This is a genomic window from Streptomyces sp. NBC_00190 (assembly GCF_036203305.1).
GTDB lineage: Bacteria > Actinomycetota > Actinomycetes > Streptomycetales > Streptomycetaceae > Streptomyces.
This window is the reverse complement of the sequence record NZ_CP108131.1, coordinates 3167998-3192131: the sequence shown is the minus strand read 5'-3', so window position 1 is coordinate 3192131 and position 24134 is coordinate 3167998. Positions and strand designations below refer to the sequence as shown.

Here is a 24134-nt window from a genome sequence, read left to right as displayed (position 1 = left end):
CTCCAGAACTCCTCGACGCTGTGCGAAATATCCACTTCTGTACCTCATGGTGTCTACCCGATGGCCGGTGATTACGCGCCGGACGGGGGTAAATCGGTCGCGTGGCTCGCCCCTCCGCACTAAGCTCGCGCGCTTTGGCCGACGTAGGAACGACGTGGGAAACGGAGGGATACGGTGCGTCGGAGAGTGCGGCTCTACTTGGCCGTCGCCGCAGGCGGATTCCGCCGGTACGCCACCTACGGGACGGCGACGGCGGCCGGTGTGTTCACCAACACCGTGTTCGGGTTCATCGTCGCGTACACGTACATCGCGCTGTGGGACGAGCGGCCCGGACTCGGCGGCTACGACCAGGCACAGGCCCTGACCTTCGTATGGGTGAGTCAGTCACTGCTCGCCGCAGGGGCGCTGATCGGGGGCGGCTTCCAGGAGGAGCTCCAGGAGCGTGTCCGTACGGGCGACATCGCCGTCGACCTGTACCGGCCGGCGGACCTGCAGATGTGGTGGCTCGCGGCCGACTTGGGGCGGGCGGCCTTCCAGTTGGCGGGGCGCGGGGTGGTTCCGCTGGTGGTCGGGGCGCTGGCGTTCCGGCTGGCGCTGCCCGCCGATCCGCTGCGCTGGCTGCTGTTCCTGGTCTCCGTCCTGCTCGCGCTGACGGTGAGCTTCGCGGTGCGCTACCTGTTGGGGCTGGCGGCGTTCTGGCTGATGGACGGGTCGGGGATCAACATGATGGCGACCGTCGTCACGATCTTCTTCTCCGGGATGCTGTTGCCGCTGACCGTATTCCCGGGCGGTTTCGGCGAGTTCGTGCAGGCGCTGCCGTGGGCGGCGATGCTCCAGGTCCCGATGGACGTGCTGCTGGGCAGGCACGCGGGGGCCGGGAGCGCGGCGGGTGCGCTGGGGTTTCAGGCGGTGTGGGCGTTCGTGCTGCTGGGCGCGGGGCGGCTGTTGCAGTCGGCCGCGACGCGGAAGGTGGTGGTCCAGGGTGGCTGAGGCGGTACTGGAGCGGGAGTTCGCGGCCGTCGAGGTGCCCCGGCGCGGTCGGGCGCGGGAGGGGCTGCGCGGCTACGGGCTGATCGTGGCGATGTGGATCCGGTCGACGATGACGTACCGGACGTCCTTCGCCCTGTCGGTCGTCGGCAACGCGGCGATCACCCTCCTCGACTTCGTCGCGGTCTGCATCATGTTCTCCCACGTCGACGAGCTCGGCGGTTTCACCCTCCCCGAGATCGCCCTGCTCTACGGATCCTGCTCGGCCTCCCTGGGCCTGGCGGACCTGCTGCTGGGCAACACGGACCGGATCGGTGTCCGGATCCGTGACGGCTCGCTCGACACCATGCTGGTGCGCCCCGTGCCGGTGCTGGCGCAGGTCGCGGCGGACCGGTTCGCGCTGCGCCGGCTGGGGCGCGTCGGGCAGGGGGTGGGGGTGCTGGCCTGGGCGGTCTGGGCGCTGGGTCCGCAAGTGGAGTGGACGGCCGGCAAGGTGCTGCTGGTGCCTGTGATGGTGCTGGCCGGGGCGGGCATCTTCGGTGCGGTGATGGTGGCCGGGGCGGCGTTCCAGTTCCTGGCGGGGGACGCGGCGGAGGTGCAGAACTCGTTCACCTACGGCGGCTGCGCGATGTTGCAGTACCCGCCGACCGTCTTCGCGAAGGACCTGCTGCGCGGGGTGACCTTCATCGTGCCGCTGGCCTTCGTCAACTGGCTGCCCGCGCTGTACGTGCTCGGGCGGCCCGATCCGCTGGGGCTGCCGGGGTGGGCCGCGTACCTGAGCCCGCTGGTGGCCTTCGCCGTGTTCCTGCCCGCGTCGCTGGCGTGGCGCGCGGGTGTCCGTTCGTACCGAAGCACGGGGAGCTAGTGGTGGTGGATGCGCTGATCTCGCTGGACGGGGTCGAGAAGGTCTTCGACGTACGGCGCCGGGTGGGGCTGATGCGCCGGGAGAAACGCCAGGTCAGGGCGGTGGACGGGATCAGCTTCGAGGTGGCGCGGGGCGAGATGGTCGGCTACATCGGGCCCAACGGTGCCGGGAAGTCGACCACGATCAAGATGCTGACCGGGATCCTGACGCCGAGCGGCGGCCGGCTGCGGGTGGCGGGCATCGACCCGGCGCGGGAGCGGATGCGGCTCGCGCACCGGATCGGGGTGGTGTTCGGGCAGCGGACCACGCTGTGGTGGGACCTGCCGCTGAAGGACTCGTACGGGCTGATGCGGCGGATGTACCGGATCCCGCGGGCGCGGTTCGAGGAGAACATGGAGCGCTGCGTGGACCGGCTGGACCTGGCCGAGCTGCTCGACGTGCCGGTGCGGCAGCTGTCGCTGGGGCAGCGGATGCGCGGGGACATCGCGGCGGCGCTGCTGCACGATCCGGACGTGCTGTACCTGGACGAGCCGACGATCGGCCTGGACGTGGTGAGCAAGGCGAAGGTACGGGGCTTCCTGCGGCAGCTGAACGCGGAGCTCGGCACGACGGTGCTGCTGACCACGCACGACCTCCAGGACATCGAGCAGCTGTGCGAGCGGGTGATGGTGATCGACCACGGGCGGCTGATGTACGACGGGCCGCTGGCCGGGCTGCATGCGGCGGGTTCGGCCGGGGAGAGCGAGCGGACGCTGGTGGTGGACCTGGAGCGGGAGCTCGCGCCGATCGAGCTGGCGGGCGCGCGGGTGGTGAGGGTGGAGGGGCCGCGGCAGTGGCTGGCGTTCCCGGCGGGGGCTTCGGCGGCGCCGCTGGTGGCGGAGGTGGCGGCGCGGTATCCGCTGGTGGACCTGTCGGTGCGGGAACCGGACATCGAGGACGTGATCGCGCGGATGTACGCGGGGCGGGGGTGAGGGGGGACGTGGCGGCGGGGGGAAATCAGGGTCATCCCGGGGGTAGGACAGGGGGTCAAGCCGTACAACTCCCGGGAATCCCTGCATAGTCTGGGCGGCATGAGTGACGAGCGGCCGGAGAAGCCGTTGCCGGAGCTGAGGGCGTCGGATGCCGACCGGGACCGGGTGGTGGAGCGTCTGCGGGACGCCGTCGCCGAGGGTCGGCTCGACATGGAGGAATTCGAGGAGCGGCTGGAGGCGGCGTACAAGTCCCGTACGTACGCGGAACTGGAGCCGCTGACGCGGGACCTGCCGACGGAGGGCGCCGCGGCGCCGCTGCCGACGCCCGTGGCGGCCTCGGGTTCGTCCTGGCCGGCCCGGATCGGCGGGTCGGGGACGTCGACGAACGCGGTCGCGGTCATGTCGGGGTTCCAGCGCAAGGGTCCGTGGACGGTGCCCGCCCGCTTCGACGCGGTGGCGTTCTGGGGCGGCGGTGAGCTGGACCTGCGCGAGGCGAACTTCGCGCAGCGCGAGGTGGTGATCAACTGCGTCGCGGTCATGGGCGGCATCCAGATCACCGTGCCGCCGGGCGTGGAGGTCGACGTACGGGGCATCGGCGTCATGGGCGCCTTCGACCAGCGCGTGGGCAGCGGCCCGGCGCAGCCGGGGGCGCCGCGGGTGATCGTGACGGGTTTCGCCTTCTGGGGCGGGGTGGAGATCAAGGTCAAGCCGCCTAAGACGCCGAAGCGGCCGAAGCTGAGCAAGGAGCTGTAGCGCTCCGTCCCGTCCGTCCCGTCCGTCCCATGGGGGGGTGGGCGGGGCCTGGGTCGAGCGGGGCGGGGCCTGGCTCCGACGGCCCGGGCCGCGGCTGCGGCCTGCGGCCGTACCGGTCCCGGCGTGGCCGCGACCGCGGGACCACTACCCCCCTCGCGGGAGCGAAACGGCGTGCCGGGAACTCCTCGCGCCTCCCAGTAGTCGGATGCTATGCAGACAAAACCGGCGCCCCCGGGGGAAGGCAGGAGCACGTGGACAACCGCACCACAGTCGGAGGTGCCGCCCCACCGCCACCACGCGGGGGAGCGGCGACGGCACCGACCCCTGCCCCGCCCGCCCGCGGCGCGTTCGTGTTCAGCGCCGCCGACGAGGAGCGCCGCCGCGGTGTCCGCCGGATGAAGGCCACCGCGACCGGCCTGCTGATCCTGGTCTCGCTGGTCTACGTACTGGCCACGTGGGCGCGGGACGCCGACGCGGGCGCCTGGGCCGGATACGTCGCGGCGGCCGCCGAAGCCGGCATGGTCGGCGCGCTCGCGGACTGGTTCGCCGTCACCGCCCTCTTCCGGCGGCCCCTCGGCCTGCCCATCCCGCACACCGCGATCATCCCGACCAAGAAGGACCAGCTCGGCGTCTCCCTCGGCGAGTTCGTCGGCGAGAACTTCCTCTCCTCCGACGTGGTCAGGGCCCGCCTCCACTCCCTCGGCATCGGCGGCCGCCTCGGCACCTGGCTGGCCGAGCCGGCGCACGCCGACCGGGTCACCGCGGAACTGGCCACCGCCCTGCGCGGAGCCCTGACCGTACTGCGCGACTCCGATGTGCAGGCCGTCGTGGGCGAGGCCATCACCCGGCGTGCCGAGACGGCCGAGATCGCGCCCGGCATCGGCAAGACCCTGGAGCGGGTCGTCGCGGACGGCGGCCACCACCGTGCCGTCGACCTGGTGTGCGCCAAGGCCCACGATTGGCTCGTCACGCACGGGGAGTCGGTGATGGACGCGGTCCAGGGCGGGGCGCCCGGCTGGACCCCCCGGTTCGTGGACCGCAAGATCGGCGACCGCGTCTACAAGGAGCTGCTGCGGTTCGTCACGGAGATGCGGGACATGCCCCAGCACCCGGCGCGCGGCGCCGTGGACCGCTTCCTGACGGACTTCGCGGCCGATCTCCAAACGGACACGGACACCCGGGCCCGGGTCGAACGGCTCAAGTCCGAGCTGCTGGCGCGCGGCGAGATCCAGGACGTGATCGCCTCCGCCTGGACCGCGATCCGCTCGCTGATCATCTCGGCGGCGGAGGACGAGCAGAGCGAACTGCGCCTGCGCGTCCGGTCCTCGCTGATGTCCCTGGGGGCGCGGCTGGCCACGGACGGCCGTCTCCAGGGCAAGGTGGAGGGCTGGATCGAGGGCGCGGTGGTGTACGTCGTCACCAACTACCGGACCGAGATCACCTCGCTGATCACGGACACGGTGGCGGGCTGGGACGCCGAGCACACGTCCCGCAAGATCGAGGCCCACATCGGCCGGGACCTGCAGTTCATCCGCATCAACGGAACGGTGGTCGGCGCCCTGGCGGGCCTGCTGATCTACACGGTGTCCCGGGCCTTCGGGGCGTAGGGCTCCCGTAGGGAGTAGGGCCCGGGCCCTTGGGGCGGGGCCGTCAGCCGCGGTCGGCGACGGCCCAGGACGCGGCGGCCACGACGCCCGCGGCCCCGAGGACGGCCGGCCATGCGCCGACCTTCTTGGCCAGCGGGTGCGCGCCCGCGAAGCCGGCCAGGTACAGCGCCCCGAGCCCGGCCGCCGCGGGCGCACCGCCCCGGCGGTGCCACTCCCGTCCGGCCGCGATCCCGGCGGCGCCGAGGACGACACCGCCCAGGGGCCGCTTCTTGGTCCACCGGGCGACGGCGTATCCGCCGACCAGCCCGGCGGCGGCCACCACGGAACTCGGTACGCGCGCCATGTCGAACTCCTTCGCTCTTCTTGTCGTTCGTCGTTCGTCGATCGTCGTTCGGATACGAGGCTAACGCGGCCGTCCGGCCATCCGATGGGCGCCCAGCACCCACCCCAGCACCAGCACGGCTCCGCCGATCACGGCGTCCGGCACCGCGTCCCGCAGCGCGCGCGGCAGCAACGCCACGACGCCCAGGACGAGAAGGAAGGCGAGCGCGCACCGGCCGGCCGCCCGAAGCAGTCTGTCCACGAGCTGCTCAACGCGGGTGCCGGGTTTCCCGACACGGACGGTGGGGAGGGGATTTGTCGCACACTCGCCGGATCCGTGCGATGTCCGCCCGCAGGAACCCGAAGCGCATAAATTGACTCTCCCCACCCAAAGGGGGAAATCCCGCCTCCCCACTCGACTTCAGGAGCCAGGACATCGTGATCTGCTACGGACAGGCCGTCCTCGACCTCGCGGACGAACTGGTCGACGCCTACGCCGACGTCTTCTCCGGCCCACCCTGGAACGAGGGCGAAGAAACCATTCGCCAGTTCGCCACCCGCCTCCCGGTCGACGCGCGGCGCCGTGGATTCCGTACGGCCATCGCCCAGTCCGCGACCGGCATCGACGGCTTCGCCACGGGCTGGATCACGCCGGCCGCCTTCCCCAGGAACCGCGCGTACGCCCAGGTCGCCGCGCAGCTCGGCGCGGGCCGTGTGAAGGAGCTCCTGACCGGGGCCCTGGAGATAGACGAACTCGCCGTACGCCCGTACGCGCGCGGCCACGGCACCGGCCGGGCCCTGCTCACGGAGATCACCGCCGACGCCCCGGACCGGCGCGCGTGGCTGCTGACCTCCCGCCTGGCCACCGACACCGTGGCCACCTACCGCCGCCTCGGCTGGCACGAGGTCGAGGCCCGGCCGGGCACGCAGACGGGGGTGATCGTCTTCCTGTCCCCGGACCACCCGAGCCGCTAGGACGGCCACGACCGCCAGCCGCCAGGCCTGCGAGGGCCGGTCCGGCCGGTTCGGGGGCGCCTTCCTGGCCAGCCCGGACGCCTACTGGCCCGACGAGGGCGTCGCCCTGGAGATCGACTCGGCGGAGTACCACTGCACCCGCGACGCTCCCCCAGCTACCGCTGGGAGGTACCCCCAGGCACGCCACCCTCCGCCGCCGCCTCCGCCTGGAGTCCCACGGCGTCCTGGTGGTCAGCGCCACCCCGTCGATGATCCGCGACACCCCCACGGAGGTCGTAGCGGCCCTCCGCACCCTCCTGACCCTCACCACCCCCCCCGCCCCACCCCACCCACAGCCCTGGCCTGCGGACGCCAACAGCTCCCACTGCCGTTCTGATGCGGCCGGACGGAACGGGGAGAGCGCGGTCACAGAGGCAAGGGGTACGTCTTGTTCCACCGCTGCCCCGCCGGCCGGATATCGTAGGTTGGTTCGCTGTGGCCAGTGGTGCCTTCCTGGCAGGCGGTCAGATCGTGGGAAAGGGTGTTGTCAGTGCCTTCTGTCACCCTCTGTGAGGGCGGAGTACAAAGCGTTTCCGCCGCGAGAGTTCTGGAGGAGGGTGCATGACCAGCACTGAGTACGAGTTCACCTCGGTCGAGATCTGCGCCGGTGCGGGCGGTCAGGCGCTCGGGCTTGAGCGGGCGGGCTTCGGGCACCGGCTTCTCATCGAGATGGACGCCAGCGCGTGCGAGACCCTCCGGGCCAACAGACCGGAATGGCAGGTGCTGGAGCAGGACCTCCGCGTCTACGTGGAGAGTGAAGAGGCCCTTCAGATGAAGGGCCAGATTGATCTCCTCGCCGGAGGCGTGCCCTGCCCCCCTTTCTCGCTGGCGGGCAAGCAGCTCGGCCGTGACGACGAACGTGACCTGTTCCCGACGATGATCAAACTGGCGCGGCAGTTGGACCCTTCCGCGGTGATGATCGAGAACGTTCGCGGGCTCATGCAGTCCAAGTTCGACGACTACCGTGCGGAGATCGTCGCCGAGCTTGAACTGCTCGGCTACAAGTGTGACTGGCAGGAGCTCCAGGCCAGTCACTTCGGAGTGTCGCAGCTCCGTCCCCGCAGCCTGCTCGTCGCGCTGAAGCCCGAGTACTGGGAGCACTTCGACGTCGAGGGCTGGTACAAGCCGCAGCCTGGCCAGGAGAAGCCGCTGACGATCGGCGAGCTCCTGCGGGATTCGATGGTGGAGCGTGGCCTCAAGGGGGCCGCTCTCGAGAACTGGTACCAGAAGGCCTCCAGCGGCATCGCCCCGACACTGGTGGGCGGTTCCAAGAAGCACGGCGGTGCTGACCTCGGTCCCACCCGGGCGAAGAGGGCCTGGGAGAACCTCGGCGTGTCCGGGCTGGGCGTCGCGGACGAGCCGGACAAGGAAGGCAACACCAAGAACCCCGCGCGTGACCTCGGTGAGCCCGGCAAGACCCTGCCCATGATCACGGTGAAGCAGGCCGCGCTCGTCCAGGGCTTCGGCCCGGAGGAGGAGGGCGGGGAGGGATGGATCTTCCAGGGGCGCAAGACTGCTGCTTACCGGCAGGTGGGCAATGCCTTCCCGCCCCCCGTGGCCAAGGCCGTGGGTCTGCAGATCAAGGCCGCTCTTGAGGCCGGTCCCCGGCTGTCGAAGCAGGACGGGAGCCTGTCAGCTTCGATCCCCAGCCCCTCTGATGCTGGCCACCGTGAGGACGATGTGGTCAGCGCTCGCCTCGGGTGATTCGTGCTCCCAGAAGCGCAGCACGGTCCAGCCCGCCTCGAGCAGCCGCGCGTCGGTGTCACGGTCGCGGGCCATGTTGCGCGCGACCTTCTCTGACCAGTACCCCTGGTTGATCTTCGGTGGCACGTAGTGCTCAGGGCATCCGTGCCAGTAACACCCGTCGATGAAGACCGCCACCTTCGTGGGGCGGAAGACCATGTCCGCCGTCCGCCGGACCTTCGGCAAGGGCTTCGCTGCCACCCGGTAGCGGAGCCCCCGCGCGTGCACCAGCTTGCGCACCAGTTGCTCGGGCTTGGTATCCCGGCTCCGGATCGCCTGCATGTTCCGGCGGCGTGCCGCCGAGGAGGCCCAGGACCCTTCCGGGCGGTCCCAGTCTTCGGTCATCGTCGGTCGTCCTGCTTCCAGGGCTAGCTCTGGCTCAGCCGTGCCCTCGAAAATCCCGGAGGGCACTCCTTCAATCTACGACGCGGTGCGCGGGGCCTTACAGTGCGGCGGCGTCCGTGTGCTTGGGCAGGAAAGGGGCCGCTTCCACCGGATCGCTGGCCTCGGCCAGTACCCACGTCCGGCCGTCCAGCTCGACGCGCGGCCGGTCACCGTGATGGGGCCGCGCCTGCGCGACGCGGAAGCTGACCAGTTCCCCCAGGTGGGGCACCGCGGCGCCCAGGGTCCGTGCGATGGCCTGGTGGCTGCTGAAATGGCCCGGGATCAGCAGGCCCTCTTCACGTAGCACGGTGCGTGCCCGGCCTTTCGCCTCACGTACCCGGGCCATGTAGTCCCGCTGCGTCGCGACCGTCCGTACCACTCCGCGGCCGATCCGCCGGTTCTGCACCCGGCGGAAGAGTTCGTTCACTCGCTGTTGCCCGGAAGCCGACGAGAGGATCGCGTCCCTCGTCTGTGCGGTGAGGTGCAGCAGGACGTTCTCCGGGAGCTCCGCTTCGTGCCAGAGCCAAAGGATCTTGTTCCTGTGCTCCGCCTTCACGGTCAGTTTGAGGTCGCGGTTGCTGCCGCGGTTCAGCCAGGCCTCGTCTATGCGCAGCAGTCCGGCGCTCCAGCGGCTGGTGTAGTCATCTGCCCAGACGAGCAGGCACAGATGCCCCATGGCCTCGGGCGGAATCATCCAGCCGCCGAATGCCTGCGAGTACTTGCAGTCGACGTCCACTCCGGCGATCCGGTAGTCCATCTCGACACCGTCGTCGAACTTGAACGCCCTTTGGAGGTTGATCTCGACGAGTGTCCCGGCGTGCGTCTTCTCCGTCTTGAACAGGGTCTTCCAGTCGAACCGCCCTGTGACCTCCCCGTTCAGGAGCTGGTCGATCGTGTCCCGGAGCACTGAGGCGAACCGCTGCCCCGTGGGGTCCAGACGCCGGATCTCCGCCTCGACTGCCGCGAGCTCCGGGTCACCGTGCGCGAGGCGTTGCGCGTGGATGTTCGTAGCGGCGGAGATGTCCAGGGGCAACATGAGCAGGGTCCTGTTCGGTCGGATTCTCTTGCCGAGTAGGGGCGGCCCGGCCCGTGGGCCGGGCCGCCATCATCACTCGCTGGGTCCGCTGCCGGAGCGCATCGCCCGGAAGCGGAGCAGGCGATTCGACGAGTCGTTGGCTGCGGTGGGGGAGACGACCGTGAACGCCATGATGACCTGCTTGGGATCTGCTGTGCCGTCCGTGACGGCGGACAGGAGCCCTGAGTCGTTGGACGTGTCGACCACCGGATAGAGCAGGACGATGCCCGTGCGAGGCCCTACTCCCATTGCGCCCGCACGGGCGCTGTTGACGTCCTCGCCCGCTTCCTTGATGAGGGATTCGGCCCATCGGCGGTGCTCCATACCGGAGATACGGCCGAATGCGGCTTTGTCGAGCTGACGCTTACGCCGGACCAGCGAGGTCGGCGCGGAGCCCAGCAGACTCGCTTCCACCCGCCGGTTCGATGTCGTCTGCGGTGCGACGAGCAGCCAGTCGTCCACCTTGGCGAGCTCGCCGTCGAGCTTGGAGAGGTAGTTGAGGTGCGGGGCGAAGTGGTTGTCGCCTTCCCACTCCAGCTGACGCAGGACCGCGAGGAGGCTGGCATGCGGGATCAGTGACGTCCTGGCCTCGAACCTCCGGGTGAGAGGACTTGTCTCGTCCGGCGGCAGCTCCAGAGTCTGCGCGGCATGGCCGAACACGTCGAGGAGCGGCAGCCAGCGCTTTACATTGGCTTCGATCACCGCAGCATCCCGGGGATAGGCCGCCGGCTCGATCGGCCGCCCCGGAGAGCGGATCTCCGTCAGTTCCGCGTTGAACATCTTGTTGCGTGCTGTCGGCTTGACGAGACCGAGGTGCTGCGAGACCAGCGGGAGCACCTTCCGAGGCGTCAGCTGGGGCTCGCCGTCGATCATCTCCGCGTACTGGGCGAGTTCGGAGCGGAATGCCTCCTCGTCCTGACAGATCGCTTCGAACGCCTCGTACAGGTCGAGCGTCTTGTCCTTCCCGAAGGGTTCCTCGCGGCCGATGTAGAGGCGGACGAGATCCCGGTAGCCGGCGCGGAACCCGAACCAGCGGCCCATCTGCATCAGGGTGTCGGCCTGCTGGGTCTTCCTGCGGTAGTAGGTGACGGTCAGACCCTCCACGGTGAAACCGCGGGAGAGTTTGGTGCCGCCGACGAGGATCTTCCACACGTTCGGTGTGCGGTCGAAGTCAAGTCCGGGCTGCGCATAGTCCTTTTCGTTCGCGCCATTGACGACGAGGACGGGACTCCCGCCAGATGCGATGAGCTGCCGGGCGCGGCTGACGTGGGGGCGCAGCTCCTCGTACGAGCCGGGGACGGGCAGACCGTCAGCACGGGCGCCGCACACCGGCGCGTGGTCCGCTTCGAAGAGAGCGGCCAGACGGAGGTGAGATTCGCTGCTCATGTAGGAGGAATCCCAGAGCGCCCTGATGCGGTCGGCGAGTACCGCGTGGTCCGCTACCCGTACGGACTCGTGCACCAGCATGGTGTGGTGGCGGAAGGCACCTTCGGGAACCCCGTTCGCCACACGGTAGAGCTTCAGCGCCCCGGCCAGCACGAACGCGTCCATCGCTTCCAGCAGGCGGTCACCGGTACCCTCGCCGATGCCGCGCACATGAGCGGCTTCCTGCGAGGTGGTGACCGTCCGTTCGGAGGCGGGCAGGTCGGAGTGCAGGTCGTGGAAGTCCTCCACTCCCATGTAACCGGCCGGGCGGGGGAGGGAGATCAGGAAGTCGCGCGGGAAGAGGTCGGCGGAGTCGTCGGGGTCGACGAAGACGTTGGCGAAAGGGGTCGCCGTGTAGCCGATGTACTGGGCTCGCGGCATCAGGCGCAGAAGTTCGCAGACCAGACCATTGATGGCGGACCGGTTGGCCTTGCCCTCTTCCCATGCGGCCGGGTTCGTGGTGTTGACGGACGCCTGGTCGGACTCGTCATCGATGATGAGTGCCGGCACCTCGCCGAGGATCGGGCCGATCTTCTTGAGATCGTTGACGAGCTTCGTCAGGACCGACTTGTTCTTCTTGACCACCATCACGCGGGCTGCCGCATGGTGCAGGTTCGCCGGGTCATGGAGGGGGAGAGCCTTCTCCACCTTCTCGATATCGAGGGCCCGGATGCCCCGTTCCAGGGACTGGTAGTCCTTGTCCTTCGTCGTGAGGCGTTCGATGTCGAACGCTCCGCGATGCGAAGGCCTGCCGCCGTGCGAGACGAACTTCGCGGGCCAGTCCTCGTCGTCCTGGTAGTCGACACCGATCAACGCGTCGATGTCGTCAGGATCCGCGCCGCGGAGAATGTTCTCCTGTCCGATCAGTTCCATGTCGAGCCGCCGCTGCGTCTGGCCGCGCAGCAGGTTCAGCGTGCCGCCCAGCACGATGACCAGTCGGTACCCGGCGTCCATAGCCTTGGCTATGACACCGGTGAAGTTGGCGGTCTTGCCGGACTGCACATAGCCGACGACCAGGCCCCGGGCCGCGTACGCCTCCGGCCGTGCCGGGTCCGCCAGCCGCTCGACGACGTTGTGGGCCGCCTCCGAGAGGCTGGTGATCGCCGTCTCGCTCCAGCCCTTGCCCCGCAGGAGGTCCTCGTACGCCGGCCAGTAGAACGCACGGGCCAGCGCCTTATCCCGGGTGTACCAGGCCTGGTTGCTCTCGCTGATCACTACGGGTTGGGGGCCCTTGTCGACGGGAACCGCGGCGTCCAGCGCCTTGGACAGGTCGTCATCGAAGCGCAGGAGCGCGTACACGTCGGCCCGCCGGGCGTCCGAGCAGGGCGGTGTGCTGGACCAGTCGGCGGTCAGTGCGGCGTCCCATTGGGCCAGGGAGCGGCTCCAGACCGTGATGAGACCCGGGTCGTTCGCGGCGAGGCGTGCCCGGAAGACGTCCAGGTCGGCGTCGTGGCCGTCGTCCGTTTCCGACAGCCCGGCCGCGATCCGGCTGAAGCCCTTCGGGGCGCGGCGCATGGCGGCGAGCACATCAGTGTGAAGGTTGAGCAGATGGTCAGTCACAGGGGCTACGGCTCCAGTCCGCGAGACATTTCACAACGCGCGGCAGACAGCAGCACACTGTTCCACAAGGCCATCTCGTCGTTGCGCTGGGCGCTTGACCGGCCCATCCGGAAGTTCTTTTCGAGCATCAGGTAGAGCAGGCCCTTCAGCGCCGGAGCGTCATTCGCCCCGGCTCTCCGGCCGTTGCTGAACGCTGGGCGGAACTCCTTGTTGAGCCGGACGGCGTGATCCTCGCGGTCGATGTCGAAGAAGACGTCCGGCGGAAGTGATTCCCAGCGGAAGGTGATCGGGTCCTCGCCCTCGATCTGCGGAAGCTCGTCCCGGAGGGTGCGCTTGAGCTTGGGATCGATGCCCTTTCCTGGCGGAACGGCACTCGTGCGCTGCACTTCAGTGGAACGACGGGCAGCCTCGCGATAGACCGCTTCCGCTTCTGTCACGTAGGCGGCGAAGGAATGGCCGTCCGCGTCAGCGGCCTTCTCGATACCGCGGGCGAATGCCGGGGTGACGCTCACCCCGTCCTTCTTCACGGTCAGGCTGAACACGCCGTTCGCTGACGAGGGAAGATCCAGCGAGATCCGGGCCAGGCTGTGGTGCGTCTCCGCACTGCGGATGCCGTTCCAGCCGCCGGCCTGGACGAGGCGGTCGTTGCGGTAGATGTAGAAGCCCTGCCGGTCCGCCAGGGGGCCGATGCCCCGGAAGGAAACGAGCTGGGACCGGGGCGGCCACACATGGGCCTGAAGAGCGACGTCGCCGACGCCTTCGATGGGAGCCGTGTAGGTCCGCGGGTAGCCCGCTCGCCCCGGAATCCGGTAGCCGAAGGGGTCGATCGGCTCTACTCCGCGGTGGTCGAGTTCCTCCTTGGTGCGGACGTCCTCCACGACGAGGTCTATGTGGAACCCGTCCCGGGCGAGGAACCGGTGCAGGTAGAGACCAAGATGGGTCTCCAGCTTCTCGATCTGTTCGTTGAGGAACCGGTCGCTCTGGCCGGAAAGCACGGTATCGAAGGCGCGGACGCCATCCCAGCGGACGATGGTGCCGTGCCATCCGATGACGCCGTCGTAGCGGTCGACCAGGTCCTGGCAGTAGCGCGGATCCACGATGTCGCAGCTGAAGTCCTGCTGTGCCTGAGCGGTCAGCCAGCGCCTTCCGGTGGCAGGACTGCGCTTCGTGCGGCTGATAACGGTCAACGAGTCCGCATGGGAGAGAGAGGCTGCTTTCAGGCCCGCTCCGAAATGCCCCAGCGCCCCTTCGCCGTAGCCCTCACGGCCTCCGACGACCATGGCGACGTCGAGAGCGGCGTCATCCATCCCATGACCGTCGTCGATCACCAGCAGGCTGACGAGCCGGTCGCGGTCGCGCAGGAAACTGACGACGACATTGCGGGCGCCCGCGTCGATCGAGTTGTCGACGAGGTCGGCTATCGCCGCCTCGAATCCGTACCCCTGGTGTGCCAGGGACTCGACGTAGCGTGCAGCGGGCGGAAGCTGTTTGCTCCCCAGCGTGGGTATGTCGAACTGCCAGTCGCCGGAGGGGGAATAGGGCATGTGGGCGGCAAACCTCTGGAGCGCAGGGATGGATGCATCCGGAAGTGGAGGATGTTTCCCTCGATATCCGCGGATGTCAGACGACGCTAACGCACGGAGACGATCTCGGGCAGTCCCATGTCAGGTCTTCCCGGGATGCGATTCGCGGTGTTGCGCTGAGCGTGTTCGGCGGTGCTGACCGGGCTACCGCAGCGGCGTCCCGTGGCATTCCGCGTACGGCTTGCCCGAGGTGCACCAGCACGGGGAGGTGGGGGTGGGGGGCCAGGGGGTGGCTTTGCCGCGGGCCGCGAGGGTGGTGGCGTATTCGGCCAAGAGGGACGGGGAGGCCGGGGAGGTCTTCTCCGAAGCGGCGAAGGCCTCGTACGAGGGGACGCTGCCCGTGACGATGCCGAGGTTGGTGGTGCCCGAGGCGGCGAGGGTGCGCAGGGAGGATTCCACCTGCGCCAGGTGGGCCTCGTGCGAGGGGTACTCCACGGCGAGGGTGGGGTAGCTGGTCAGGAGCTCGGCGAGTTCGCGCTGGGGCCAGTGGAGGATCGCCACCGGGAAGGGGCGGGAGAGCGCGGCGCGGCGGTCGCCCAGTTCGGCGCGCAGGCGGGCGATCTCGGCGCGGAGTTCGGCCGGGTCGTCGGAGCCCAGGGCCCAGATGCGCTTGGGATCGTGGAGTTCGTCGAGCGGGATCGGGCCGATGTGGCGGGTGTCGGCGACCATGTCCCAGTCGTCGTGGGGGAGGGCGAGGAGGCGGCGTACGCGGTGGCGGCCCGTCAGGAGCGCGGTGGTGGCCGGGGTCAGCGGTGCGTCGTCCGCGATGAGGAGGGCCGCCGCCTCGGTGAAGCAGTCGTGCGAGGCTTCCAGTTCGTCGTGGGTCTCCAGGGCTTCCGCGATGACTTCCCAGGGCGCCGGGTCCTTGGGCGCGGCGGCGCGGATGCCGTTGATGAGGGCGCGGGCTTCGGCCTCGTGACCGTACTCCCAGAGGTTCGCCGCCTGGAGGGCCTTGATCAGATGGGGGTTGGCGGGAGAAGCGGAGAGTAGTTGGTCGTACAAGCTGCTCGCCCGATCGCGTGCGTCGGCCAACTCGAGGTGGGCCGCGGCCTGGAGGAGCAGCGGCTCCTGGTCCTCGGGGTAGCGGGTCGCCGTGCGGATGAGGCGCTCGGCTTCGGCGATGTGCTCGGCAGGCGTGTCGGGGCGCATGGTTCACACCGTACTGCCGCTGGTCAGTTGACGGGGGAGGTCTTAAGGTGCCGCCCGTGCGGGATCCCATGCGTGTGGTGGTTCAGGGGCGCGGCGGGCAGGAGCGGCGGGTCGTGTTCGCGCGGGTTCTGTGGGTGTGCGCCGAGGTGATCACCACGGTGGGTGTGGTGGTGGCGCTCCTGGTGGTGCACCAGGTGTGGTGGACCAACCGGCAGGCTGCGGCCGCCGCGCGTGAGCAGGTCAGGGCCTTGGAGAGCGAGTGGGCCGGCTCCCCTTCCGGGCCGGTCGAGGAAGCCCCTGACGTCCTTCCGTCCGTCGTGCCGTCCGCTTCTTCCGGGGGCGCGGAGCACGGCGTGTCGCCGTCACCCGCGCGCTCGCCCGCCGCCGGCGCGCCGGGGCGGGGGTCGGGGCCGGCGCCGGGCCCGGCCCGGACCGCCCGGGAGCAGGCGTACGCCGTCCTGCGCATCCCCCGCCTCGGCCTCGTCGTCCCCGTGGCGCAGGGGGTCGACAAGCGGACCGTGCTCGACAAGGGGTACGCCGGGCAGTACCCCGGGACCGCACGGCCCGGGGCGCAGGGGAACTTCGCGCTGGCCGGGCACCGCAATACGCACGGGGAACCCTTCCGGTACATCAACCGGCTGCGGGAGGGGGACGAGCTGATCGTCGACGTGCAGGGGCGGCGTTACGTGTACGTGGTCGGGAAGGTCCTGAACGAGACGACCGAGCGCGACACCGGGGTGATCGCGCCCGTGCCGCACAGCGTGGTGAAGCCGGGCCAGGGGTACAGCGAGCCCGGCGCGTACATCACGCTCACCACGTGCACGCCCGAGTACACCTCCAAGTACCGGCTGGTGGTGTGGGGGACCCTCAGGTCCTGACCCCCGCCCCCGGACCGTTGTCAGGGGGCCCGGTTAGTATCGATCGCAAGTGGCGGATCTCGTACGGAGGTTCGTGCCGCGGGAGTGGAAGGGGGAGGTCCGTATGGCTCGGCACTTCCTCCTGTTCGTCTCCCGGGCCTCGCGGGCGGCGGCCCTGCTGCTGCCCGTGCTGGTGCTGCTCGGGGGAGCACTCGGGTTGTTCGCCGGCGAGGGGGGTGGGCTGGGAGCGGTCGTTGTCGCTCTCGCCGTCACCGTCGCCGTGGGAGCCGAGGCCCTGGCCGCCGCCGCACGGCTGGTGCGGCCCGTGCCGCCGCACCGAATACGCACCGCGATCCGTGATCGCGAGCAGCGCACGGCGTTCCTGCCGCAGCGCGATCCCGACGCTTCGGGCCGGTCGCGGCCCAGGGCGCCCGGCCGTCTCGTCCCGACGGCCGCGTAGGGGCGCGCAGTACCTCACGCCTTCTGCTGACTGAACACTGTTGTCGCCCCTCGCGGGTCGTCACGCCGAAACGCATCTCTTTCGACGTTCGACGAGACCCTTCGGAGGGCCCGCGTGTCCGTTTTCACCCATCTTGTTGTTGAGCTGGGCCGGCTGCTGGAGCCGGTACTGGCCGAGTCCGCGACCGCTGCCGCGATCGTGCTGTTCACCGTGCTCGTACGGCTCGCCCTGCATCCGCTGAGCCGGGCCGCGTTCCGCGGGGCGACGCCCGTGGCGGGGTGCCTGCCGGTGCTGCTGCAGCTGCCGGTGTTCTTCCTGATGTACCGGGCCTTCTCCTCGGCGGACGAGCTGCTGGCGCACCGGCTGTTCGCCGCGCCGCTCGGGGCCCGGTGGACCGAGGCGCTGGGCGAGGGCGGCCTGTTCGGCGCGCAGGGGCTGGTGTTCCTCGGGCTGTTCGCGGCGATCGCGGGGGTGGCCGCGTGGAGCGCGGTACGGGGACGCCGGGCTGCCGCGTCGGCGGCTGCCGCGCCCCCGGCGGCGCTCACCGGGCGGGGCAACGCCAAGGCCAAGGCCGGCGCCGGGGCGGTGGCCGAGCTGAGTGCCGAGCAGCAGCAGGTCATGCGCAAGCTGGGCGGCGTACTGCCTCTGCTGTCGTTCGGGACGCTGATCACCGCAGCCGTGGTGCCGCTGGCCGCCGGGCTCTACCTGCTGACGACCACCGCGTGGTCGGTGGCGGAGCGCGCCTGGCTCCAGCGCCGGGCTGCCGGAGCGGCGCGTTCCAGCCTGTGAACAGGGTCTTGCGGATTGGTCGGGCATCTTGGAGGATCAACCAATCCTCCGATGGCCGCAACCCATCGGCCGGCCCGTGGCACGCCCATGGGCCGACCACCCACGACCACGGGAGAATGCCCATGAAGCTGCTGCGTGTCGGACCCGTCGGGTCGGAGCGCCCCGCGCTTCTCGACCAGGACGGCACCGTGCGTGACCTGTCCGGCCTGATCACGGATGTGGACGGGGCTCTCCTCGCCGACGGCTCCGTCCTCTCCCGGGTACGGGACGCGGCGGAAGCGGCCGAGCTTCCGGTCCTGGACGCCGAGGGGCTGCGGATCGGCGCCCCGGTCGGCCGCATAGGCAAGATCGTGGGCATCGGGCTGAACTACTTCGGGCACGCGGCCGAGATCGGCGCGGAGCCGCCGGCCGAGCCGATCCTGTTCCTGAAGGCCGCGGACACCGTGGTCGGCCCGGACGACACCGTGCTGATCCCGCGCGGCAGCGTGAAGACCGACTGGGAGGCCGAGCTCGGCGTCGTCGTCGGCAGCACCGCCCGCTACCTGGGGTCCGCCGAGGAGGGCCTCGCGCACGTCGGCGGGTACCTGCTGGTCAACGACGTCTCGGAGCGCGAGTTCCAGATCGAGCGCGGCGGCACCTGGGACAAGGGCAAGAACTGCGAGACCTTCACCCCGCTCGGCCCGTGGCTGGTCACGGCCGACGAGGTCCCGGACCCGCAGGGCCTCGATGTGAAGCTGTGGGTCAACGGCGAGCTCAAGCAGGACGGCAACACCGCGGACCAGATCTTCCCGGTCGGCGAGGTCGTCCGGTACCTGAGCCAGTTCATGACCCTGTACCCCGGCGATGTCATCGTCACCGGTACGCCGGCCGGCGTGGCCATGGGCCAGCCGGAGCCGAAGCCGTACCTGCGGGCCGGTGACGTCGTGGAGCTGGAGATCGAGGGCCTCGGCCGCCAGCGCCAGGAGTTCAAGAGCGCCTAGCCGCGCATGCGCGAGGGGCGGGGCCGCCACCGGCAGCCCGCCCCTCGCGCACATGCGGTCCGGCTCCGGCTCCGGGTCCGTTCCGTTCCGGTCCCGTCGCCGTCGCGGTCCTGGGTCAGCCCTCGGACGAGGTGCGGCGACGGCGGTTGGCGAGCACCAGGCCGGCGCCCGCGGCGAGCGCGGCGGCGCTGCCGCCCGCGAGCCAGACGTTCTCGGAACCGGCGCCGGTGTTCGCGAGCGAGGTGGATCCGCCCGCCGGGGCCACGTTCGTGTTGCCGGTGGTGTGGGACACGGCCTGCGTGGTCCCCGTCCCCGTCCCGGAGCCAGTACCCGTCCCCGTACCGGCGGACCCGTCCTTGCCCGTCTTGCGCGCCGCGTCCTCGGCGGCCTTGTCCTTGGCGCGCGCCTCGTGCTGGCCGGTCTTCAGGAACGCGGCGCGGTCCTCGGGCGTGCCCTTGATCGCGGCGATCGCGGCCTTCTTCAGCTCCGGACCGGCGTTGTTCAGCATCGACCAGATCAGGACGCTGTTGTCCTCGTCGCGCAGCGTGTGCTGCGTGGTCTTCACGAACTCGCGCAGGACCGCGTTGGACGGGTTCCCGTCGAGGAGTGCGTTGATGGCGGCCTTCAGGCCCGGGCCGGCACCGTTCAGCATGCGCGCGATCTCCACGCGGTCGTCGCCCGCGCGGACGTCGTGCTGGCCGGTCTCGATGAACTGGCGCACCTGCTCCGGAGTCCCGTCGCGCAGCAGCTTCACGACGGCGTCGTGGATGCCCTTGCCCGCGCCGTTCAGCATCCGGAAGAGCTCCACCTGGTCGTCCTCGTACCGGGCCTTGTGCTGCCCGACCGTCAGGAACTCCTTCAGGGCGGCGTGCGTTCCCGCCTTGAGCGCCTTCTGGGCCTCACGCTTCACGGCGACGCCGCCGGCGTTGTGGATCTGGCTGACCCGCACCTGGTCGTCGGTGTACTGCTCCTGCTGCCAGACGACCTCCAGGAAGTGCCGCATCTGCGCGGCCGTTCCCTTGAGCGCCTTCTCGGCAGCCGCGCGCACGCCCGGTCCGCTCGCCGGGTCGGCCAGGATCGCCTGGATCTTGGCCCGGTCCTGCGCGGCCTGGGTGCCCTCCGCAGGCTTCTCCTCCGCGGGTCCCTTGTCGGGCGCGGTCGGCGCGCTCGGCGCGGTCGGCGCGCTCGGCGCCGACGGTGCGGACGGCGATCCGGTGTCAGCCGCGAAGGCGGGGGAGGAGAGCAGGACGGCCGGGGCTATCGCGGCGGCCGCCACGACCGACGCGATCCGGGGCAGCTTCACAGGGTGAGTCCGTTCTTCACATGTGTGATGATCGACAACCTGTGCAGGATAGATCGTTTATCAAGCACGAAGTACTGGTTTTCGGGATGAAGCGGCTCACAACTCGACGACCGCGCCGTCCCGGGACGACCTGCGGGCCGCCTCCAGCACATCGAGGCACCGCGCGGCCTCGTACGCCGTGACCGGGTTGGGCCCGCCCTCGCGCAGCGCGGCGGCCACCGCCGCGTAGTACGCCGGGTAGTCGCCCGGAGCCGTCGGAACCGGAGTCCCGCCTCCGGTCAACGGGGACTCGCCGGAGCCCAGTTGGCCCCAGAGGTGCTCGGGCTCCTCGCCCCATGGCGCGTCCGCCCCCGGCCGCAGCCCCTCACGCAGGGCGCCCTCCTGCGGGTCGAGCCCGTACTTGACGTAGCCGGCCCGGGAGCCCAGGACCCGCAAGCGTGGCCCGAGCTGGGCGGTGGTGGCGCTGACGTAGAGGTGCGAGCGGATCCCGTTCGCATGCGTGACCGCGATGAAGGTGTCGTCGTCGGCCTCGGCGCCCGGGCGGCGCACGTCGGTCTCCGCGTAGACCCGTACCGCCGGTCCGAACAGCACCAGCGCCTGGTCGACGACGTGGCTGCCCAGGTCGTACAGCAGCCCGCCGATCTCCTCCGGCGCGCCCGACTCCCGCCAGCCGCCCTTGAGCTGCGGGCGCCAGCGCTCGAAGCGGGACTCGAAGCGCTGGATCTCGCCGAGTTCGCCGTCCGCGAGGAGGCGGCGCAGGGTGAGGAAGTCGTTGTCCCAGCGGCGGTTCTGGAAGACGGACAGGAACGTGCCGGTCCGCTCGGCGAGTTCGGCGAGCTCGCGCGCCTCGGCGGCCGTGGCGGCGAGCGGCTTGTCCACGACGACGGGGATCCCGGCGGTGAGCGCGGCCGTCGCGAGCGGGACGTGGGTCTTGTTGGGGGAGGCGATCACCACGAGGCCGAGGGCGTCCGCGCCGCCGGCGCGCGCCCACAGCTCGTCGGCGGAGGCGGTGATCTCGACGTCGGGGAACTCGGCGCGGGCCTGGGCCTGCCGGCCCGGGTCGGAGGTGACGACCGTGTCGAGGACGAGGCCGTCGGTGGCCGCCACGAGGGGGGCGTGGAAGACGGAACCGGCGAGTCCGTAGCCGATGAGGCCGACGCGGAGGGGGGCGGGGGAGGAAGGGGAGGCGGGGTTGCTCATGGAACCACTTTGGCAACAGTGTTGCCGAAGTGCAAGGAAGGTGGACAATGGACTCGTGAACAGGGGTAGCGGGGACGGGCGCGGCGGGGTGAACCTGCCGGCGCTGCGCGGGTACAACGAGGCGCTGATGCTGGATCTGCTGCGCGGCGCGGGCCCGGCGGGCCTGGGCCGCGCCGAGCTCGCGTCCCGTACGGGGCTCACCCCGCAGGCCGTCAGTAAGATCACGGCCCGGCTCGGCGCGGACGGGCTGGTCGCCGAGGCCGGGCGAGCCGCGTCCACCGGCGGCAAACCGCGCACCCTGCTCCGGCTGGTGCCGGACGTACATCACGCCGTCGGAGTGCACCTGGACCGCGATGAGCTCCGGGCGGTACGGGTGGACCTGACCGGCCGCGTCGTCGCCGAGGGCGGTGGCCCGCTGGACTTCGGGGCCGGCCCGGAGTCGGTGGTGGAGGCGGTCGTACGGGCGGTCGCGCGGGTCGGAGACCCGGCCGGGCTGCCGCCCCTGGGCGTCGGGGTGGCCGCACCGGGGCCGCTCGACCACCGGGCCGGGACGATGGGGCGGGTGACGGGGTTCCCGAGCTGGAAGGGCTTTCCGCTGCGGGGGGTGCTGCAGGGGCGGCTGGGTCTGCCGGTGCTGCTGGACAAGGACACGAACGCCGGTGCGGCCGCGGCGGCCGGGGTGTGGCTCCGGGCCGCCTGGCCGGATGCGGCTGCCGGGCGTGTCGCCGATGCCGCGCCGGATGCGTATGCCCATCCGTTTGCCGGCGGAGGGCCCCGCACCTGCGTGTACCTGCACGTCGGGACCGGGCTCGGCGCGGGGTTGTGGCTGGGCGGCGAGGTCTACCGCGGTGAGCGCTCGGCGGCGGGGGAGTTCGGGCACCAGGTGCTCCTGCTGGACGGCCCGCCGTGCCGGTGCGGGGCGCGCGGCTGCGTGGAGGCGCTGTGCCTGGGGGCGGTGGCCCGGGGTGATCTTCCCGAGGCGGCGCGGATCCTGGGCGAGGCCGCGGCCAATCTGGTGGCGCTGCTGGATGTGGACCGTGTGCTGCTCGGCGGGCGTGTGGTGGCGGCGGCGCCGGACGTCTTCGTGGCCGGGGTCGGGGCCGTTCTCGCGGTGCGCGCGCTTGATCCGGCCCGGCCGGTGGTCGCCCTGGCGGAGGCGGGGGTGGCGGAGGGGGCGGCGGAGTTGGCGCTCGGGCCGGTGTTCGGGCGGGCGGGGTGACGTCGTGCCGGTGCCGGTGCCGGTGCCGGTGCCGTACCGTGCTGGGTGCCGGGGCGGTGTGCCGGGTGCGGCGCCGTTGCCGGGGGCGCTGCCCGCGGACCCCCGCGGGCAAACGCCGGCGGGGCTGAAAGGTCGCCTCAAGCGCCGGCGGGGCTGGATTCGCCGGCTGGCTTGACCTCGTGCGCCGTTCGGGCGTAAACCGGAACGACTCGGGCGCGGTGCGCGGCGACGGTTCGCGCGTGCGTGGCAGGGTGCGGGCAGGACCGGGGTGATTGTCACCTGGTCCGACCATCGTCCCGTCCGGCGAGCAGCGAAGGTCTTCCATGCGACTGCGCAAAGCCCTTGCCCTCGGCGCCGTCCTCTCCGCCGCGCTGATCGCCACCACCGCACCCACCGCCGGAGCGGACATCGGCACCGGCGGCGGGGCCCGCCCAGCCCCCGCGCTGCCCTCCCGCGCGAAGGCCACCTGCGGCGATGGGAAGAGCACCGCCTTCCCGATCGGCGCCCGGATCCGCGGCGGCCCGGCCGTGTACCGCACCGGCGGCGGGCCGCAGACCTGGTACCTGGACCTGACCAACACCACGGACTCCGTGTGCACGGCCATCCATCCCGTCGTCGTCTTCACCGACAAGGCCCGCGCCCTGCGCCCCGCCCACCTGCGGATGGAGTTCGACGCCCCGGGCGGCACCCTCCCCGTCAGCCTGGAGCGGTCCGACCGGGACGAGATCATCGCCGTCTTCGACGGCGGCGACGCCTTCCCCGGTTTCACCGTCGCCGCGGGCGGGTCGCTGACCGTCAAGGTCGGCCTCGCCTTCGCGCCCGACGCCCCCAACGGTGAAGTCCTCGCCGACGCCGCGCTCGTCCAGCGCAAGGGCGACGACGGCGACTGGATCGGCGAGGCCGGCGGCTACCGGTTCTCCGTGGAAGGTCCGCAGGACCCCGTCGAGGCGGGGTCCCTCGCGCACACCGGCCCCCGTGGCCGGGCGGTCGGGGCCGCGGCGGCCGCCGTGGCCGCCCTCGCCGTCGGCGGCGGACTCGTGATCGGGGGCCGGCGGCTGCGCGCCCCCACCCGCTGATCTTCGTACATCCGCCCCGCATAGAGTCCCAGCGTGGAAGAACAGATCCAGCCCCACCGCCCCGGCTCGCCCGTCCGCTCCGGCATCCCCGAGCACGGCCGCATCCCCAAGTACTACGCCGTCAAGGCCCGGATCGCCGAGCTCCTCGACGAGCTCGGCGAGGGCGGATCGCTGCCCACCGAGCGCGATCTCGCCGAACGCTACGAGGTGTCCCGCGAGACCGTCCGCCAGGCCCTGCGCGAGCTGCTGCTGGAAGGCCGGCTGCGCCGCTCCGGCCGCGGGACCGTCGCCGCCGGCCCGAAGCTGGAGCAGCCGCTCTCACTGGCCAGCTATACGGAAGGGGTACGGCGCCAGGGGCGCAGGCCCGGCCGAAACCTCATCGGCCTGGAGCAGTTCCCCTGCCCGCCCGACCTCGCCCCCGGCATCGGCGCCGAACCCGGCGAGGCGGTCTGGCACCTGGAGCGTGTCCTGCTGGCCGACGACGAGCGCGTCGGTCTGGAGAGCACCTACGTCCGGGTGGCCCGCGCCCCCCGCCTCGACAGCGATTTCCAGCCGGACTCCTCCTTCTACGGATATCTCCGCGACAGCCTCGGCATCTCCTTCGGCGACGCCGACGAGAAACTGGAGACGGTCCTCGCGACGCCCCGCGAGGCACTGCTGATCGGCACCCCGCCCGCCCTGCCCATGCTCCTCATCCACCGCTTCTCGCGGGACCAGGACGGCCGGCCCCTGGAGCGGGTGCGTTCGCTCTACCGTGGCGACCGGTTCAGCTTCACGACCCGCCTGAGGCCCGAATAGCCCCGAGCCAATCCG

General features: G+C 71.0%; 23 protein-coding genes. 14 read left to right on the top strand and 9 right to left on the bottom strand.

Annotated features, from left to right (window positions below; translation table 11 throughout):
• Positions 1–174: 174 nt before the first annotated feature.
• The 5 genes from OG429_RS15445 (at position 175) to OG429_RS15425 (ending at position 5183) form a co-directional block, all read left to right on the top strand.
• A complete protein-coding gene (locus OG429_RS15445; RefSeq protein ID WP_328925908.1) occupies positions 175–990 on the top strand; it encodes an ABC transporter permease in 816 nt (271 codons plus the stop codon).
• Positions 983–1852, top strand: coding sequence for an ABC transporter permease (locus OG429_RS15440; protein ID WP_405679893.1), 870 nt, complete (start codon positions 983–985; stop codon positions 1850–1852). The genes OG429_RS15445 and OG429_RS15440 overlap by 8 nt, the downstream gene beginning before the upstream one ends.
• A 2-nt stretch (positions 1853–1854) precedes the next feature.
• Entirely contained in the window at positions 1855–2823 is a 969-nt protein-coding gene (locus OG429_RS15435) for an ABC transporter ATP-binding protein (protein WP_405679894.1), read from the top strand.
• A 99-nt stretch (positions 2824–2922) separates the two neighbouring features.
• Positions 2923–3576: a DUF1707 SHOCT-like domain-containing protein gene (locus OG429_RS15430; RefSeq protein ID WP_405679895.1), complete on the top strand. Its 654-nt coding sequence runs from the start codon at positions 2923–2925 to the stop codon at positions 3574–3576.
• Positions 3577–3605: 29 nt separating this feature from the next.
• A complete protein-coding gene (locus OG429_RS15425) occupies positions 3606–5183 on the top strand; it encodes a DUF445 domain-containing protein (protein ID WP_405679896.1) in 1578 nt (525 codons plus the stop codon).
• A 43-nt stretch (positions 5184–5226) separates the two neighbouring features.
• On the opposite strand, the gene OG429_RS15420 is transcribed toward OG429_RS15425, so the two are convergent.
• Together OG429_RS15420 and OG429_RS15415 are read right to left on the bottom strand one after the other, a co-directional pair.
• Positions 5227–5526 (bottom strand): hypothetical protein, encoded by a 300-nt coding sequence (locus tag OG429_RS15420; protein WP_328925906.1) that lies wholly within the window; start codon positions 5524–5526, stop codon positions 5227–5229.
• A gap of 60 nt (positions 5527–5586) precedes the next feature.
• Entirely contained in the window at positions 5587–5766 is a 180-nt protein-coding gene (locus tag OG429_RS15415; protein ID WP_328925905.1) for a hypothetical protein, read from the bottom strand.
• Positions 5767–5942: 176 nt separating this feature from the next.
• On the opposite strand from OG429_RS15415, the gene OG429_RS15410 reads away from it, so the two are divergent.
• Both OG429_RS15410 and OG429_RS15405 read left to right on the top strand, forming a co-directional pair.
• Positions 5943–6479 (top strand): GNAT family N-acetyltransferase, encoded by a 537-nt coding sequence (locus OG429_RS15410; RefSeq protein WP_328925904.1) that lies wholly within the window; start codon positions 5943–5945, stop codon positions 6477–6479.
• A gap of 600 nt (positions 6480–7079) precedes the next feature.
• Positions 7080–8222, top strand: coding sequence for a DNA cytosine methyltransferase (locus tag OG429_RS15405; RefSeq protein ID WP_328925903.1), 1143 nt, complete (start codon positions 7080–7082; stop codon positions 8220–8222).
• Here the strand turns inward: OG429_RS15405 and OG429_RS15400 are convergent.
• From OG429_RS15400 to OG429_RS15380, 5 genes are all read right to left on the bottom strand, one after another.
• On the bottom strand, positions 8151–8606 hold the full coding sequence (locus OG429_RS15400; protein ID WP_328925902.1) for a very short patch repair endonuclease: 456 nt from the start codon (positions 8604–8606) through the stop codon (positions 8151–8153). The genes OG429_RS15405 and OG429_RS15400 overlap by 72 nt on opposite strands.
• A 97-nt stretch (positions 8607–8703) precedes the next feature.
• On the bottom strand, positions 8704–9681 hold the full coding sequence (locus tag OG429_RS15395; RefSeq protein ID WP_328925901.1) for a NaeI family type II restriction endonuclease: 978 nt from the start codon (positions 9679–9681) through the stop codon (positions 8704–8706).
• Between the two features lie 72 nt (positions 9682–9753).
• On the bottom strand, positions 9754–12705 hold the full coding sequence (locus OG429_RS15390) for a Z1 domain-containing protein (protein ID WP_328925900.1): 2952 nt from the start codon (positions 12703–12705) through the stop codon (positions 9754–9756).
• 5 nt (positions 12706–12710) lie between these two features.
• Positions 12711–14249, bottom strand: coding sequence for an ATP-binding protein (locus tag OG429_RS15385; RefSeq protein ID WP_328925899.1), 1539 nt, complete (start codon positions 14247–14249; stop codon positions 12711–12713).
• A gap of 183 nt (positions 14250–14432) precedes the next feature.
• Positions 14433–15437 (bottom strand): SEC-C metal-binding domain-containing protein, encoded by a 1005-nt coding sequence (locus OG429_RS15380; protein WP_328925898.1) that lies wholly within the window; start codon positions 15435–15437, stop codon positions 14433–14435.
• A gap of 68 nt (positions 15438–15505) precedes the next feature.
• Here OG429_RS15380 and OG429_RS15375 point away from each other — a divergent pair, with 68 nt between their 5' ends.
• The 4 genes from OG429_RS15375 (at position 15506) to OG429_RS15360 (ending at position 18523) form a co-directional block, all read left to right on the top strand.
• Entirely contained in the window at positions 15506–16315 is an 810-nt protein-coding gene (locus OG429_RS15375) for a class E sortase (protein WP_405681418.1), read from the top strand.
• 103 nt (positions 16316–16418) lie between these two features.
• Entirely contained in the window at positions 16419–16754 is a 336-nt protein-coding gene (locus tag OG429_RS15370) for a DUF6412 domain-containing protein (protein ID WP_328925896.1), read from the top strand.
• A 114-nt stretch (positions 16755–16868) separates the two neighbouring features.
• Complete coding sequence (locus tag OG429_RS15365; RefSeq protein WP_328925895.1) at positions 16869–17543, top strand: YidC/Oxa1 family membrane protein insertase; 675 nt, start codon at positions 16869–16871, stop codon at positions 17541–17543.
• Between the two features lie 122 nt (positions 17544–17665).
• Positions 17666–18523 carry a fumarylacetoacetate hydrolase family protein gene (locus tag OG429_RS15360; protein ID WP_328925894.1) on the top strand — a complete coding sequence of 286 codons (858 nt, stop codon included), beginning with the start codon at positions 17666–17668 and terminating at the stop codon, positions 18521–18523.
• Between the two features lie 115 nt (positions 18524–18638).
• Here OG429_RS15360 and OG429_RS15355 read toward each other — a convergent pair whose 3' ends face one another.
• Complete coding sequence (locus tag OG429_RS15355; protein ID WP_328925893.1) at positions 18639–19826, bottom strand: ALF repeat-containing protein; 1188 nt, start codon at positions 19824–19826, stop codon at positions 18639–18641.
• A gap of 96 nt (positions 19827–19922) precedes the next feature.
• Positions 19923–21026, bottom strand: a complete 1104-nt coding sequence (locus OG429_RS15350; RefSeq protein WP_328925892.1) for a Gfo/Idh/MocA family oxidoreductase — start codon at positions 21024–21026, stop codon at positions 19923–19925.
• A 127-nt stretch (positions 21027–21153) separates the two neighbouring features.
• On the opposite strand from OG429_RS15350, the gene OG429_RS15345 reads away from it, so the two are divergent.
• The 3 genes from OG429_RS15345 to OG429_RS15335 all read left to right on the top strand — a co-directional run bounded on the left by OG429_RS15345 (position 21154) and on the right by OG429_RS15335 (position 24119).
• On the top strand, positions 21154–22245 hold the full coding sequence (locus OG429_RS15345) for an ROK family transcriptional regulator (RefSeq protein WP_328930276.1): 1092 nt from the start codon (positions 21154–21156) through the stop codon (positions 22243–22245).
• Between the two features lie 323 nt (positions 22246–22568).
• Entirely contained in the window at positions 22569–23321 is a 753-nt protein-coding gene (locus OG429_RS15340) for a hypothetical protein (protein WP_328925891.1), read from the top strand.
• A 33-nt stretch (positions 23322–23354) separates the two neighbouring features.
• Entirely contained in the window at positions 23355–24119 is a 765-nt protein-coding gene (locus OG429_RS15335) for a GntR family transcriptional regulator (protein ID WP_328925890.1), read from the top strand.
• Positions 24120–24134 lie beyond the last annotated feature (15 nt).